The sequence below is a fragment of the uncultured Pseudoflavonifractor sp. genome, from assembly GCA_904419835.1.
GTDB lineage: Bacteria > Bacillota > Clostridia > Oscillospirales > Oscillospiraceae > Pseudoflavonifractor.
Map to the genome: position 1 here is coordinate 21,539 of CAJFTA010000042.1, position 13,118 is coordinate 34,656.

General features: G+C 63.2%; 11 protein-coding genes. 2 read left to right on the top strand and 9 right to left on the bottom strand.

Annotation, left to right across the window (positions count from 1 at the left end):
* Positions 1-14: 14 nt before the first annotated feature.
* The 8 genes from pyrE to spoIIR form a co-directional block, all read right to left on the bottom strand.
* Positions 15-692 carry an orotate phosphoribosyltransferase gene (gene pyrE / locus QZY67_RS08360; protein ID WP_366448957.1) on the bottom strand — a complete coding sequence of 226 codons (678 nt, stop codon included), beginning with the start codon at positions 690-692 and terminating at the stop codon, positions 15-17.
* Between the two features lie 165 nt (positions 693-857).
* On the bottom strand, positions 858-1,367 hold the full coding sequence (locus QZY67_RS08365) for a hypothetical protein (RefSeq protein WP_295369685.1): 510 nt from the start codon (positions 1,365-1,367) through the stop codon (positions 858-860).
* The gene (gene coaD, locus QZY67_RS08370) at positions 1,368-1,865 is read right to left on the bottom strand and encodes a pantetheine-phosphate adenylyltransferase (RefSeq protein WP_295369686.1); all 498 of its coding nucleotides are present in this window, start codon (positions 1,863-1,865) and stop codon (positions 1,368-1,370) included.
* 28 nt (positions 1,866-1,893) lie between these two features.
* Entirely contained in the window at positions 1,894-2,439 is a 546-nt protein-coding gene (gene rsmD, locus QZY67_RS08375) for a 16S rRNA (guanine(966)-N(2))-methyltransferase RsmD (RefSeq protein WP_295369687.1), read from the bottom strand.
* 6 nt (positions 2,440-2,445) lie between these two features.
* Positions 2,446-4,299: an excinuclease ABC subunit UvrC gene (uvrC, locus tag QZY67_RS08380; protein ID WP_295369688.1), complete on the bottom strand. Its 1,854-nt coding sequence runs from the start codon at positions 4,297-4,299 to the stop codon at positions 2,446-2,448.
* Between the two features lie 324 nt (positions 4,300-4,623).
* Positions 4,624-4,887, bottom strand: coding sequence for an HPr family phosphocarrier protein (locus QZY67_RS08385; protein ID WP_295369689.1), 264 nt, complete (start codon positions 4,885-4,887; stop codon positions 4,624-4,626).
* A gap of 364 nt (positions 4,888-5,251) precedes the next feature.
* Entirely contained in the window at positions 5,252-7,627 is a 2,376-nt protein-coding gene (locus QZY67_RS08390; protein WP_294533802.1) for an endonuclease MutS2, read from the bottom strand.
* A 363-nt stretch (positions 7,628-7,990) separates the two neighbouring features.
* Positions 7,991-8,641, bottom strand: a complete 651-nt coding sequence (gene spoIIR / locus QZY67_RS08395; RefSeq protein ID WP_295369690.1) for a stage II sporulation protein R — start codon at positions 8,639-8,641, stop codon at positions 7,991-7,993.
* Between the two features lie 211 nt (positions 8,642-8,852).
* Between spoIIR and QZY67_RS08400 the strand changes: the two genes are divergently transcribed.
* The gene (locus QZY67_RS08400) at positions 8,853-10,283 is read left to right on the top strand and encodes an MATE family efflux transporter (protein WP_295369693.1); all 1,431 of its coding nucleotides are present in this window, start codon (positions 8,853-8,855) and stop codon (positions 10,281-10,283) included.
* A 118-nt stretch (positions 10,284-10,401) separates the two neighbouring features.
* Complete coding sequence (locus QZY67_RS08405; protein WP_295369691.1) at positions 10,402-10,614, top strand: DUF378 domain-containing protein; 213 nt, start codon at positions 10,402-10,404, stop codon at positions 10,612-10,614.
* Between the two features lie 92 nt (positions 10,615-10,706).
* Here QZY67_RS08405 and QZY67_RS08410 read toward each other — a convergent pair whose 3' ends face one another.
* Positions 10,707-12,899 (bottom strand): DNA topoisomerase III, encoded by a 2,193-nt coding sequence (locus QZY67_RS08410; RefSeq protein WP_295369692.1) that lies wholly within the window; start codon positions 12,897-12,899, stop codon positions 10,707-10,709.
* Positions 12,900-13,118: the final 219 nt, after the last annotated feature.

Genomic DNA, 13,118 nt, shown 5'->3' on the forward strand with positions numbered 1-13,118 from the left:
GTCTTCGCCTATCCTCAGGCCCGGGCGCCGTACTCCGCTAAATAAGCTTCCATGCGGGCCTTCATGTCGTCGTCGATATACACCTTGCCGTCCACCGGGTTGTTGTGGAGGAAGGCGATGACCTCGCGGACGGTGACAATGGGGAATACCCGGATGCCGTGCTCCTCCCGCAGCTCGTCCAGAGTGGTCTTGTCGCCGGTGCCCCGCTCCATCCGGTCCACGGACACCACCAGGGCGGTCAGGTTCACATCGGCCACGTGCTTGAACAGCTCAATGGTCTCCCGGACAGCGGTGCCGGCGGTGACCACATCCTCCACAATGACCACCTTGTCCCCGGCCTGGGGCTTGTAGCCCACCATGGAGCCTCCCTCGCCGTGGTCCTTGGCCTCCTTGCGGTTAAAGCAGTAGGGCAGGTCCCGGCCGTAATTGCGGTACAGGCTGGAGGCCGCCGCCACCGCCAGGGGGATGCCCTTGTAGGCGGGCCCGAAGAGACAGTCCACGCCGTCAGGCAGGTTCTCCTGAATGCAGGCGGCGTAGTAGTCACCCAGCTTGGAGGCCTGGGCGCCGGTCTTGTAGTTGCCGGTGTTGATGAAGTAGGGGGTCTTGCGGCCGGACTTGGTGGTGAAGTCTCCGAAGGTCAGCACGCCGGAGCGCACCATAAAGGTGATGAATTCTTCTTTGTAGGTCATGATAGATCCGCCCTTCCTGAAATCAGTCGAAATATTATACCACCGGAACGCCATGTTCACAAGTATGAACTGGGTGAAATATCTTCCTATGCCAAAAGCACCCCAACCATTACGCAGTATCTTTTGCTGCCTAACGATTGGGGTGCGCTTTTGGGCTGAAATTCTCTTTTAATCGTTCTCCACGGCCACGTCGAAGGAGGGACGCTGGGGCGCGCCGGATGCGGCGCTGGCGGCCCGGAACTTGTTCCGGCTGGCCTTCAGCTCCTCGTAGGCCTCGCCGATGGCCTCCTCCGTGCGGCGGAGCGCGTCCTCGCAGTAGTCGTTGGCCGACTTGCGCAGCTCCCTGGCGCGATCCTCGGTCTGCCGCAAGATCTCGCTGGACTTCTGCTTGGCCCGGGCCATAATCTCCTCCTCGGAGAGCATCTGCCTGGCCTGGTCCTCCGCCTGCTTGCGGATCAGGTCCGCCTCGCGCTTGGCGGAGGCGATATAGTCGGTGCGGGCCGCGATGAGCTTCTTGGCCTCGCTGAGCTCCATGGGGAACTGGGCCTTGATATCATCCAGCAGGTCAAGGGCCTTGTCCCGCTCAATAATGCACTTATCGCTGGCCAGAGGCACGCTCTTGGCCTCGTCAATCAGCTCATAGAGCATGTCCAGCAGTTCTTCCACGCCAGTCGCCATTTATCCGTTCCTCCTGCTTTTCATCTTTTCGTTCACGTCGTTGATAATCTCCCGGGGGACAAAGTCGGACAGGTCCGCCCCGTAGTAGGCCATCTCCTTCACCACGCTGGAGCTCAGGTAGGTATACTTGGCGCTGGAGGGCAGGAACATAGTGTCCAGCTGTGGATTGAGCTTGCGGTTGATGAGGGCCATCTGGACCTCCTTCTCGTAGTCGGACACGGCCCGCAGGCCCTTGACCACCACGCAGGCGCCCACCCGCTCGGCGTACTCCGCCAGCAGGCCGGAGGACCGGTCCACCTCCACGTTGGGCAGGCGGTCCACCACCCTGTGGATAAGCTCCACCCGCTCCTCAGGGGTGAAGAGGCCTCTGTTTTCCTTCTCGGAATTCACCATCACACAGACGATGAGCTTGTCAAAACAGACCGCCGCACGCTTGATCACGTTCAGGTGACCCAGGGTAATGGGGTCGAAGCTGCCGGGATATACCGCTGTCTTCAATGGAATCTCTCCTTGCCGTGGGGAAAAATTATACGGTCCGCCGGTACAGCGTCACCTTAATCTTGCCGTAGCGGTACTCCCGCCCCTTCTCATAGGGGGTGCTGAGCTCAGGCAGAACCTGTTCCGCCCCGCTTTCGCAGACTATTATACCATTCTCGGACATGATGTCAATCTTGGAGATAGCCTCCAGCGCCCTGTCCAGCAGGCCGGAGGCATAGGGCGGGTCCAGAAAGACCAGGTCGAACTTCTCCCGGCAGCCGGTGAGGAAGGCCACGCCGTCCCCCTGCACCACCCGGCTCCGGTCCTCAAAGCCGCAGGTTTTTACATTCTCCCGGATGACGGCGGCGGCCTCCTTTCGCAGGTCCACAAAGGTGCACCGCTCCGCCCCCCGGGACAGGGCCTCGATGCCCAGCTGGCCGGTTCCGCCGAAGAGGTCCAGCACCTTCCGGCCCTCCACGTCAAACTGCACGATGTTGAAAATGGACTCCTTCACCTTGTCGGTGGTGGGCCGAGTCTCCATGCCGGGCAGCTCCCTGAGCCGCCGGCCCCGGGCCGTTCCTGTGATGACGCGCATGGTCTCTCATCCTTTCCCGTCCTCCGGGCCGGGCTGCTCCTGCGCCCCCCGGAAGTAGTCGTAGACGGCCTTGGCCGTGTTCTTGGGTACCGCCGCCTCCAGCTCTTCCAGGGTGGCGGCCTTGATATTCTTGACGCTTTTGAAGTGTTTCAGCAGCTCTGTCCGGCGCTTTTCACCCACGCCGGGGATTTTGTCCAGCACCGAGCCCTTCACCCGCTGGTTCTGCTGCTGGCGGTGGAACTCAATGGCAAAGCGGTGGGTCTCCTCCTGAATCTGGCCGATGAGGGAGAACACCGCCTGATTGGCCTGGATGCCGATCTCCCGGCCCTCCGGCGTGACCAGGGCCCGGGTGCGGTGCCGGTCGTCCTTTACCATGCCGAACACCGGGATGGACAGCCCCAGGGTCTCCAGCACCTTCACCGCCACTTTGGCGTGGTTCTCGCCGCCGTCGATGAGGAGCAGGTCGGGCAAATCCCTGAACTTCTCGTCCCCGTCCAGGTAGCGCCTGAAGCGGCGGGTGAGCACCTGCTCCATGGAGGCGTAGTCGTCGGGGGCGTCCATGTCCTTGAGCTTGAAGCGGCGGTAGTCCCGCTTCAGGGGCCGGGCGTTCTGATAGACCACCATGGAGGCCACAATGTCGTCGGCCCCCTGGTTGGAGATGTCGTAGCTCTCCATCCGCATGGGCGGCCTGTCCAGCCTGAGCATTTTGGCCAGCAGCTCCAGCAGCTTGGAGGTCCGCTCCTCCTTGGTGGTCCAGCGGGCCACCTCCTCCTCCGCGTTCTTGTTGGCCAGGCGGATCAGGTCCACCTTGGCGCCCCGCTGGGGGGTGACCAGGTTTACCCGCCGGCCCGCGTGCTCGGACAGCAGCCGGGCCAGTGGCGCCTCGTCCTCAATCTCGCAGGGCAGGAGAATCTGCCTGGGCAGCTGGCTCCGCTCCCCGTAGTACTGCCGCACCAGGGCGGAGACCGCGTCGGCAATCTCCTCCTCCATGGGGGTCTCCATCAGGTCCCAGTCCTTGGCGGCCAGCTCGCCGCCCACATAGTGGAGCACCACGAAGCAGCTCTTGGCCGTGCCCCGGTGGAAGCCCACCACGTCGGTGTCCGCCAGGCTGCCCGCCATCACCTTCTGCCGCTTGCCCAGCAGCTCGATGGCCCTGTACCGGTCCCGCAGCTCGGCGGCCTTCTCAAACCTCAGCTCCTCCGCCGCCCGCTCCATCTCGGCCTGGAGCTCCTCCCCCACCTCCTTGAACTGTCCCTCCAGCAGCCGGATGGCCTGGTCGATGGCCTCCCGGTACCGCTCCTGGGGCATGCCGAAGCGGCAGTAGCCGTCGCACAGGCCCATATGGTAGTTCAGGCAGGGCCGCTCCCTGCCGATGTCCCGGGGAAATTTCCGGTTGCAGGAGGGCAGCTTGAGGGCGGCCCGGAGGGCGTCGACAATGCCCTGGGTGCTGCCCCGGCTGCCGTAGGGCCCGAAGTAGCGGGCCCCGTCGTCCGCCGTCTTGTTGGCCAGGGAGAACCGGGGATAGTCCTCGTTGACGGTGAGGCGGATATAGGGGTACCCCTTGTCGTCCTTGAGGAGGATATTGTAATGGGGCTGGTGGCGCTTGATGAGGGAGCTCTCCAGCACCAGGGCCTCAAACTCGCTGTCCGCCACGATGACGTCGAAGTGGTCAATCTGGCTGACCATGGCCCGGGTCTTCTCCGTGTGGGAGGCCAGGTCGGCAAAGTACTGGCTCACCCGGTTCTTCAGCGCCTTGGCCTTGCCCACATAGATGACCACGTTGCGCTTGTCCTGCATGATATACACGCCCGGCTTCAGCGGCAGGGCATGCGCTTTTTCTTTCAGTTCGTCAAATGTCATAGATGCTGCTCCTGCCTTCCCCTGTCTGCCGGACTTCCTTTCATGCCCTGCCGCTGGGCGCGCCAGCGCCCCGGCGCTCTGTGCCGTCCAAGCGTTTTGCAGCGCAAAACCTTGATGCCGGGGCGATTCACTCGCCCCGTGCAGATGTTATCTTTTCCCGGGGCCCCAAATGCGCCCGCGCATTTGGGACTGGGCATGCGCTTTTTCTTTCAGTTCGTCAAATGTCATAGATTGTAATTCCTGCCCTCCCCTGCCTACGGGCCTTCTCATGCCCCGCGGATAAAAAAAGCGCCGCAGTATTGCGGCGCTTTTTGTGGGATGGTGTTACTCAGAGAAGTTGGATGCGATCAGCTCCACCAGAGCTTCGACCGCCTCTTTCTCATCGGGGCCGTCGGCGATGAGGTTGATGGAGGTTCCCTTCACGACGCCGAGGGAGAGTACACCCAGCAGGCTCTTAGCGTTCACCCGTCGCTCTTCCTTCTCAACCCAGATGGAACTCTTGAACTCGTTAGCCTTCTGGATGAAGAATGTGGCGGGTCTTGCGTGCAGGCCGACCTGATTGTTTACGACTGCCTCTTTCATATACATAAGCGTTTCCCCCTAAGTTGCGTTTATGAAGTCGCACACTTTCCTGTATAGAATATCAAATTTGTTCCAAATCGTCAATGACATTTTACACAAAATCCGGGTACCATTCTCTCTCAATTGACGGAAGGAGACATTTTCCTGAATTTGTACGTTCTTGTACGGACACTGTCCTCTGCCCAAGGACAGTGTGCATCACCGCAGCTCGGCCACCGTTACGCCGTCCTCACGGCGCGGGCGTGCCCTGCGGGGCACGCGGGTATTACGGCCGCGCCGTCCGGGGGGCACCAGTTCCCCCGGATGCCCCCCTCCGCCCTGCGGGGCGGACGTGGAGTTTTCCCCTGGCGGCCAGCCAGGCCTGCCTTCTTCACCGCAGCTCGGCCACCGTCACGCCGTCCTCACCCTCACCATAGCGGCCGGGCCGGAAGGACTTCACATACCGGCTGCGCTTCAGGTGCTCCCGCACCGCTTTGCGCACCGCGCCGGTGCCCTTGCCGTGGATGATGGTGACGGTCTCCAGCTTGGCCAGCATGGCGTTGTCCAGGAAGCTGTCCAGAGCGGCCACGGCCTCGTCGGTCATCATGCCCCGCAGGTCCACCTCCGAGGAGGCGCCCACGGTGCGCAGCTGCCGCTCCGCCCGGTGGATAATCCGCTGGGCCTGCTTCTTGCTGCCGTCCTCCTCTGCAACCCGGACCTCGTCCTGCTTGGCGGTGATCTTCAGGATACCCGCCTGGAGCTGGAGGCTGCCGTCCCTGTTGACGGCCAGGACCTGGGCCTTGGTGCCTCCCATTTTCACCAGCTCCACCGTGTCCCCCGCTTTTGCGGGCCGGGTGGGCGGCGGCGCGGGCTCCTCGGGACGGGTGCCCAGGGCGTCCTCCGCCTGGTTGAGCCGCTGGCGCAGGCCCGCCCGCTCCTCGTTCACCTTCTGCCAGTCCTCTTCCTTCCGCTGGCGGCGGCGCATCTCGTTGAGCTCCTTGAACACGCTGTCGGCGGTGTTCCGCGCCTCGTCCAGGATGGCCCGGGCCTCCGCCTGGGCCTTCTCCACCGCCTTGGCCCGCTCCTTTTCCAGCTTGTCCCGGTACTCCCGGGCCACCCGGGCAGAGTCCTCCATCTCCCGGCGCAGCTTCCGGGCCTGGTCCTTCTCCTGCTCCATTTGCTGGCGCTGCTGCTCCAGGCGGTTGATGACGTCCTCAAAGCGGACGTTCTCGGCGTCGATGCGGGCGGCGGCCTTGTCGATGATCTCCCTGGGCAGGCCCAGCCGCTCGGAGATGGCGAATGCGTTGGACTTGCCGGGGATGCCGATGAGGAGCCGGTAGGTGGGGGCCAGGGAGTTGACGTCAAACTCGCAGGAGGCGTTCTCCACCCCCGGTGTGGTCATGGCGTACACCTTCAGCTCGGCGTAGTGGGTGGTGGCGGCCACCAGGGCCCCCAGCTCCCGGGACCGCTCGATGATGGCGGCGGCCAGAGCGGCGCCCTCCACCGGGTCGGTCCCCGCCCCCAGCTCGTCGAAGAGGATGAGGGTCTTATCGTCCGCCTCCTTCAGGATACCCACAATGTTCACCATGTGGGAGGAGAAGGTGGACAGGCTCTGGGCGATGGACTGCTCGTCGCCGATGTCGGAGAGCACCCGGTCGAAGATCATCACCGTGCTGTCGTCCGCCACCGGGATATGGAGGCCGCACTGGGCCATCAGGGTCAGCAGGCCGATGGTCTTGAGGGTGACGGTCTTGCCGCCGGTGTTGGGGCCGGTGATGACCAGGGTGTCAAAGTTCTCCCCCAGGTACAGGTCGTTGGCCACCGCCTTGTTGGGGTCCAGCAGGGGATGCCGGGCCTGCCGCAGGCAGATGCCCCGGCTGACGATTCTGGGCTCGCTGGCCCGCATCCGGTAGGACAGCTTGGCCCGGGCGAAAATCAGGTCCAGCATGACCAGCAGGTCGTAGTCCTGGGCGATGTCCTCCCTGTGGGCGGCGCACTCGGCGGACAGCTCGGCCAGAATCCGGTCGATCTCCTTCTCCTCGTCGGCCTGGAGCTCCCGCAGCTCGTTGTTGGCCTTCACCACGCCCATGGGCTCGATGAAGAAGGTGCCGCCGGAGGAGGACACGTCGTGGACCAGGCCGGGCACGTCGTTCTTGCACTCGGAGCGCACGGGCACCACGTACCGGTCGGAGCGCATGGTGATGATGGGCTCCTGGAGATACTTGGCCTGGGAGGAGGAGATGAGCTTTTGGAGAATGTCCCGCACCTTGGCGGAGGTGGCCCGGATGTGCCGCCGGATGGAGGCCAGCTCGGGGCTGGCCGAGTCGGCGATCTCGTTTTCTCCCGGGATGGAAGCGGTAATCTTGTCCTCCAGGAACCGGTTGGCGGTGAGGGAGGCGAAGAGATGGTCGATGCAGGTCTTGCCGCTGTTCTCCCCGGCGGCGTAGTCCCGGGCGGAGCGGGCCGCCCGGAGGACGGCGGCGATGTCCAGCAGCTCCCGGGTGTTGAGGGCGCCGCCCATGTCCGCCCGCTGGAGGGAGGCCGCCACCGGCTTCACCCCCGACAGGGACGGGCTGCCCCGCAGGGCGGTCATGTTCACGGCGGCGGTGGTCTCGGCCTGGAGGCGGCGGACGTCGTCGGCGTCGGTGAGGGGCCGCAGAGCCAGGCAGCGCGCCTTGCCCTCCTCGGTCACCGCCTGCTCAGCCAGCTTCTCCAGGACCCGGGGCAGCTCCAGGGTGTGAATGGATTTTTCAAATAAATCGGTCATAGAACATACCTCACGGAAGAATTCCTTTGGGCTCTTATCATGCAGACATTATCATACACTATTTTTCCAGACTTATCTACCCCCGGCTCAAACGGCAAAAAACAGCGGCGGAGCACCGCTCCGCCGCCAGGCTGTCGGAAAAGGTGCAAAGCACCTTTCCCGAGGAAGGATGCATGGCGGAGGGGACTCGATTTTTACAAAATTGTCGTCCCTTCCGCCATGAGAAGTGTCATTTCCGAGGCGCATGTCCCCGGAAATGACGGATTTTGATTGGATTCCCGTGGCTGCGGCCCCGGGAACTCTGCGAGACTTTTCCGACAAAGTGCAGCGGCGGAGCACCGCTCCGCCGCTGTTCCGATTGCTTTACAGGCCGTCTATCCAGGCGCAGAACCGATCCCACAGCTCCATGGCCTTGAACTTGACCACATACCCCTCGTTTTCGCCGGTAATGAGGGAGATTTCATCCTCGCTGAAGCCCGCCGCAGCGGCGGTCTCCGCCGTGGTCTCGGTGACCGAGCCCAGGCAAAGGGGCGGAAACACCACGCACCACCAGTTCTGTCCGCCGCCCTCGCCGATGACGATGCGCAGGGCGGTGTACTCCCCGGCGGGCAGGGCGAAGTCCTGGTACCCCTTGGTGGGAAACCACACGTTCTCCTCCAGGGAGGCGGTGACCGGATAGCCGTACCCGGCCTCCTCCACCATCTCCGCCCCCGCGGCCGCCAGCCGGCCCAGTTCCGCCGTGATGGCCGCCTCCGCTTCTTCCTGGGTCAGCCCCTGGTCAAACAGGTCTCCCACTTCGGAGAGAATCCGGTCCCGGACCTGGAGCTTGAGGGCCTGGTCCGCCGGACTGTCGGAGTTGGCAATGACATGGAGCCGGATGACCTTATCCGCCAGGGCGGACTGCTCCGCGCCCAGCGCGCCCCCCGCCAGGGCCGCCAGCGCCACGCCCAGCAGCAGGGCCAGCTCCCACCGCCGCAGAGTATGGCCGTCAGTTTTCTTCTTGCATTTCAGCACAGGATACCACCATCCAATATGTAGTAATTTTGCATGCACCAGTGTTCCGGCGCGTTTTATTTTGGACACAGACGCCCGCGCTTATACGGCTCACAGGAAAAATGGGTAAAATTTGTGTAAAACATATCTTGTAAATCACATGCCCGGTGGTAAAATAAAAATTCGTCCCTACCAAGAATTTTTGTGTGTACGAAAGGAGAAGGGCGTGGAGATGGAGGAGCAGACCCAGGTCAAATGCGCCGAAAGGGAACAGCCGGTCCAGAATAAACCGCTGTTCAGCAATCAAATGCTGGTGCGGCTGATTATCCCCCTGGTAATTGAGCAATTCCTTTTGATGTCCGTGGGTATGGCCGACACGGTGATGGTCACCACAGCCGGCGAGGCGGCCGTGTCCGGCGTCTCCCTGGTGGACAACATCAATAACCTGATGCTTCAGATTTTCGCCGCCCTCAGCACCGGCGGCGCGGTGGTTGTGTCCCAGTACCTGGGCCGCAAGGAGCCGGAGCACGCCAGAACCGCCGCCAAGCAGCTGCTCTATGCGGTGACGGTTCTCTCCTCGGTGATTATGATTCTGTGCCTCATCTTTCGGGAGCACCTGCTCTCCCTGATCTTCGGCAGCATCAACGACGATGTGATGGACTCCGCCGTGGCCTACTTTGTCTCCACCGCCCTGGCCTACCCCTTTATGGCGCTCTACAACGCGGGCGCCGCCCTGTTCCGCTCCATGGGCAACTCCAAGGTGTCCATGTTCAACTCCCTGATTGTCAACATCGTCAACATCGCCGTCAACGCCATCCTGATTTTCGGTTTCGGCATGGGGTCCCTGGGCGCCGGTATCGGTACCCTCACCTCCCGCATCGTGGCGGCGGTGATCATTCTGTTCCTGCTTCAGCACAGGGACTGCATCCTGCGCATTGAGCACATGTTCCGCCCCGAATTCCACTGGGCCATGGTGCGGCGCATCCTCACCATCGGCATCCCCACCGGCCTGGAAAACGGCCTGTTCCAGGTGGGCAAGCTGATGGTGCTCAGCCTCATCACCTCCTTTGACGCCGGGGTCAATCTGGCGGTGGTGGGCTCCGCCGTGGCCGCCAACGCCATCGCCAACAGTGTGGCCGGCGTCATCAACGTGCCCGGACAGGCCATCGGCCTGGCCATGGTCACCGTGGTAGGGCAGTGCGTGGGTGCGCAGCTTCTGGACCAGGCGGTCCGCTACACCCGCAAGCTGATGATCATAACTTACATCTCCATGGGCACCATGGCTGTCATCCTCTTTTTCAGCGCCAACTGGCTGGTCACCCTGTTCAATCTGAGCGTCCCAGCCGCCGCCATGGCCGCCCAGGTACTGCAGTGGAACTCTGTGTTCGTTCTGATCTTCTGGCCTATGTCCTTCACCCTGCCCAACGCCCTCCGGGCCGCCGGCGACGCCATGTTCACCATGAGCGTGTCTCTCATCTCCATGTTTACCTGCCGCATCATCCTCAGTTATGTGCTGGGCGCCGACGCCGTCTTCGGTATCCCCATGGCGGGCCTGCACCTGCTGGGCGTATGGATTGCCATGTTCTGCGACTGGATTGTCCGTGCGGTTCTCTTCCTGGTCCGCTTCTGGAGGGGCAAGTGGAAGCAGATTCAGCTGATCTGACCCTGCCGCTCAGGCCGGCCGGCTTTTTGTCATTTTTTCAATCGGCCTCTCTCTGTATATTTGCAGCCGTTTCCGGTGATGCTATCCTCGGAATCCAATCTGAGGAGGTCTCTTCGCAATGATCATAGATAAAATTGCCCTGGTCCTGGCCATTATCGGCGGGCTCAACTGGGGCAGCATCGGCATTTTCGGATTCGACCTGGTGGCCTTTGCCTTCGGCGGCTCCGACAGCGCCATCTCCCGGGTTATCTATACCCTGGTGGGCCTGGCCGCCGTGTGGTGCATTTCCCTCCTGTTCCGGGACCGGGAAGCCTCCGGCGACAGAGCCTGAACCCAAAAAAGGAGCGCGGTTTTGTAAAAACCGCGCTCCTTTTTCTGCGTGTCAATCTGTACCTATGCCGTTTTCCGCGTTCTATTTACCCATCATGCCTTTCCGCTCTGCTCCAGCCACTTCTTCAGCTGCTCCGCCATGGCCGAGGAGCCCTGCTCCTCCCGGCGGTCCTGCTGCTCCAGGTAGCGGCGCACGTCCCCCTTGCCGGCGGACTTCTCCGAGCGGCGCTTCTTGAAGTCGCTCAGCTTCTCCCGGTAGCCGCACACGCAGGCAAACATCTGCTTCTCCCCCTCGCCCCGCAGCTCCATCTTCTTGTGACAGTTGGGGCAGCGGGCGTTGGTGATCTGCTTGACGCTCCGGCGGTAGCCGCACTCCCGGTCTGGGCACACCAGCATCTCCCCCCGCTTGGTCTTGACCTTGAGCAGGTACTTGCCGCAGTCGGGGCAGGGGCTGCGGGTCTGGTTGTCGTGGTGGTAGGACGCGTCGCTGGCCTTCACCTCGCTCACCAGCCGGGCGGCGTAGGACCGCATCTCCCCCACAAAGGCGTCCCCCTTCTCTCTGCCCTGGGCGATGTCCCCCAGCCGCTTCTCCCATTTGGCGGTGAGCTGTGCGCTGCGCAGGTCTGCGGGGGCCAGCTCCACCACCTGGATGCCCTTGGAGGTGGGACAGAGCTCCTTGCCCCGCCGCTCAATGTAGAAGGCGGAGAAGAGCTTCTCGATGATGTCCGCCCGGGTGGCCGGGGTGCCCAGGCCGCCGGTCTCCTCCAGAATCCGGGACTGCTCCGCGTCCTTCACCTGGGCCTGGGGGTGCTCCATGGCGGTAAGCAGGGTGGCCTCGGTGTACCGCTTGGGGGGCGCGGTCTTGCCCGCGTTGATCTGCAGCCCGGTGAGGGGAATTCTGTCCCCCTGGTTCAGGGGCGGCAGGTTCTGCTCCGCGTCCTCGTCCTCGGCGGTATTCTCATCCTCCTCCAGGGTGAAGCGGCTGTACGCCGCCTTCCAGCCCTGGTCCTTTACAATCTTGCCCCGGGCGGTGAAGGTCTCCCCATCCACCGTCATGGTCAGGCGGATCTCCTCATAGGTGAAGGGCGGCAGCAGCACCGCCAGGAACCGGCGGACCACCAGGTCATAGATGTTCCGCTCCGGCCCGGTGAGCCGCCACAGGTCGGGCTGCTCCTCGGTGGGGATGATGGCGTGGTGGTCGGTGACCTTGGCGTTGTTGACCAGGTACCGGGTCTGGAGGGGACGGCTGCGCATGATCTGCTGGGCCAGGGGCTTGTACTCGTCCACCATCACGCTCCGCAGCCGCTCCGGCAGGGTGGGCACCACGTCGTCGGAGATGTAGCGGGAGTCGGTGCGGGGGTAGGTGAGCACCTTGTGAATCTCATAGAGATTCTGCATGATGGACAGCGTCTCCTTGGCGGAGTAGGCGTACTTCCGGTTGGCGTCCCGCTGGAGCTCGGTCAGGTCGTAGGCCGGGGGCGGCGGGGTCTGCTTCCAGGTCCGCTTTACCTGGGTGAGCACGCCGGTCCTGCCCTCCAGCCGCCTGGCCAGGTCCTCGGCCTGGGCGCGGTCAAACATCCTGGCCTGGCCCTTCTTGTCCCGCCAGGTGGCGGTGAACCCGGGGGTTTTGGCCGCCAGGGTGAAGAAGTCCTTGGGCACGAACCGGCGGATTTCCTGCTCCCGGTCCACGATAAGGGCCAGGGTGGGGGTCTGAACCCGTCCGGCGGAGAGCTGGGCGTTGAACTTGCAGGTGAGGGCCCTCGTCACATTCAGGCCCACCAGCCAGTCTGCCTCGCTGCGGGCCCGGGCGGAGCGGAACAGGTTGTCGTACTCCGCCGCCGGACGCAGGTGGGCGAAGCCCTCCTTGATGGCCTTGTCGGTCTGGGAGGAGATCCACAGCCGCCTGGCCGGCTTCTTCCAGCCCGCCTTTTCCATAATCCACCGGGCCACCAGCTCGCCCTCCCGGCCCGAGTCTGTGGCGATGACCAGGTCGGAGATATCCCCCCGGCGCATCAGGGCCTGGACGGCCCGAAACTGGCGGCCGGTCTGTGGGATGACCTGGGTCTTCATCTTCTCGGGCAGCATGGGCAGGGTGAGCATGTCCCACTTGGCCCACTCCTTGTCGTACGCCTCCGGGGGCGACAGCTCCACCAGATGGCCCAGGGCCCAGGTGACCACGTATCTGTCCCCCTCCAGGCAGCCCTCTCCCGGGCGTTTGCAGCCCAGCACCCGGGCCAGCTCCCGGCCCACGGAGGGCTTTTCCGCCAGTACCAGCGTCTTAGACACCGTCCTCACGCTCCTTTTCAATGCATAGATAAAGACAGTATAGCCCGGCGGAGAGAAAAAGGCAACGCCTAGTCTCTCCGCCGGGCTTCGGATATTGTGAACGCCGTCCCGGTCGGGACGGCGTTCACAGCAGTATTTACACCACAATCTTGCCCTTGAACATCACAGTTCGGATGGACAGGTCCCTGTTGAGCAGCACCACGTTGGCCCACTTGCCGT

Bases quoted from the DNA above. Each gene is read 5' to 3' on its own strand.
- QZY67_RS08385 (WP_295369689.1), bottom strand. From the start codon at position 4,887: ATGTATATGAAAGAGGCAGTCGTAAACAATCAGGTCGGCCTGCACGCA.
- uvrC (WP_295369688.1), bottom strand. From the start codon at position 4,299: ATGACATTTGACGAACTGAAAGAAAAAGCGCATGCCCTGCCGCTGAAG.
- QZY67_RS08405 (WP_295369691.1), top strand. From the start codon at position 10,402: ATGATCATAGATAAAATTGCCCTGGTCCTGGCCATTATCGGCGGGCTC.
- rsmD (WP_295369687.1), bottom strand. From the start codon at position 2,439: ATGCGCGTCATCACAGGAACGGCCCGGGGCCGGCGGCTCAGGGAGCTG.
- QZY67_RS08400 (WP_295369693.1), top strand. From the start codon at position 8,853: ATGGAGGAGCAGACCCAGGTCAAATGCGCCGAAAGGGAACAGCCGGTC.
- QZY67_RS08365 (WP_295369685.1), bottom strand. From the start codon at position 1,367: ATGGCGACTGGCGTGGAAGAACTGCTGGACATGCTCTATGAGCTGATT.
- QZY67_RS08390 (WP_294533802.1), bottom strand. From the start codon at position 7,627: ATGACCGATTTATTTGAAAAATCCATTCACACCCTGGAGCTGCCCCGG.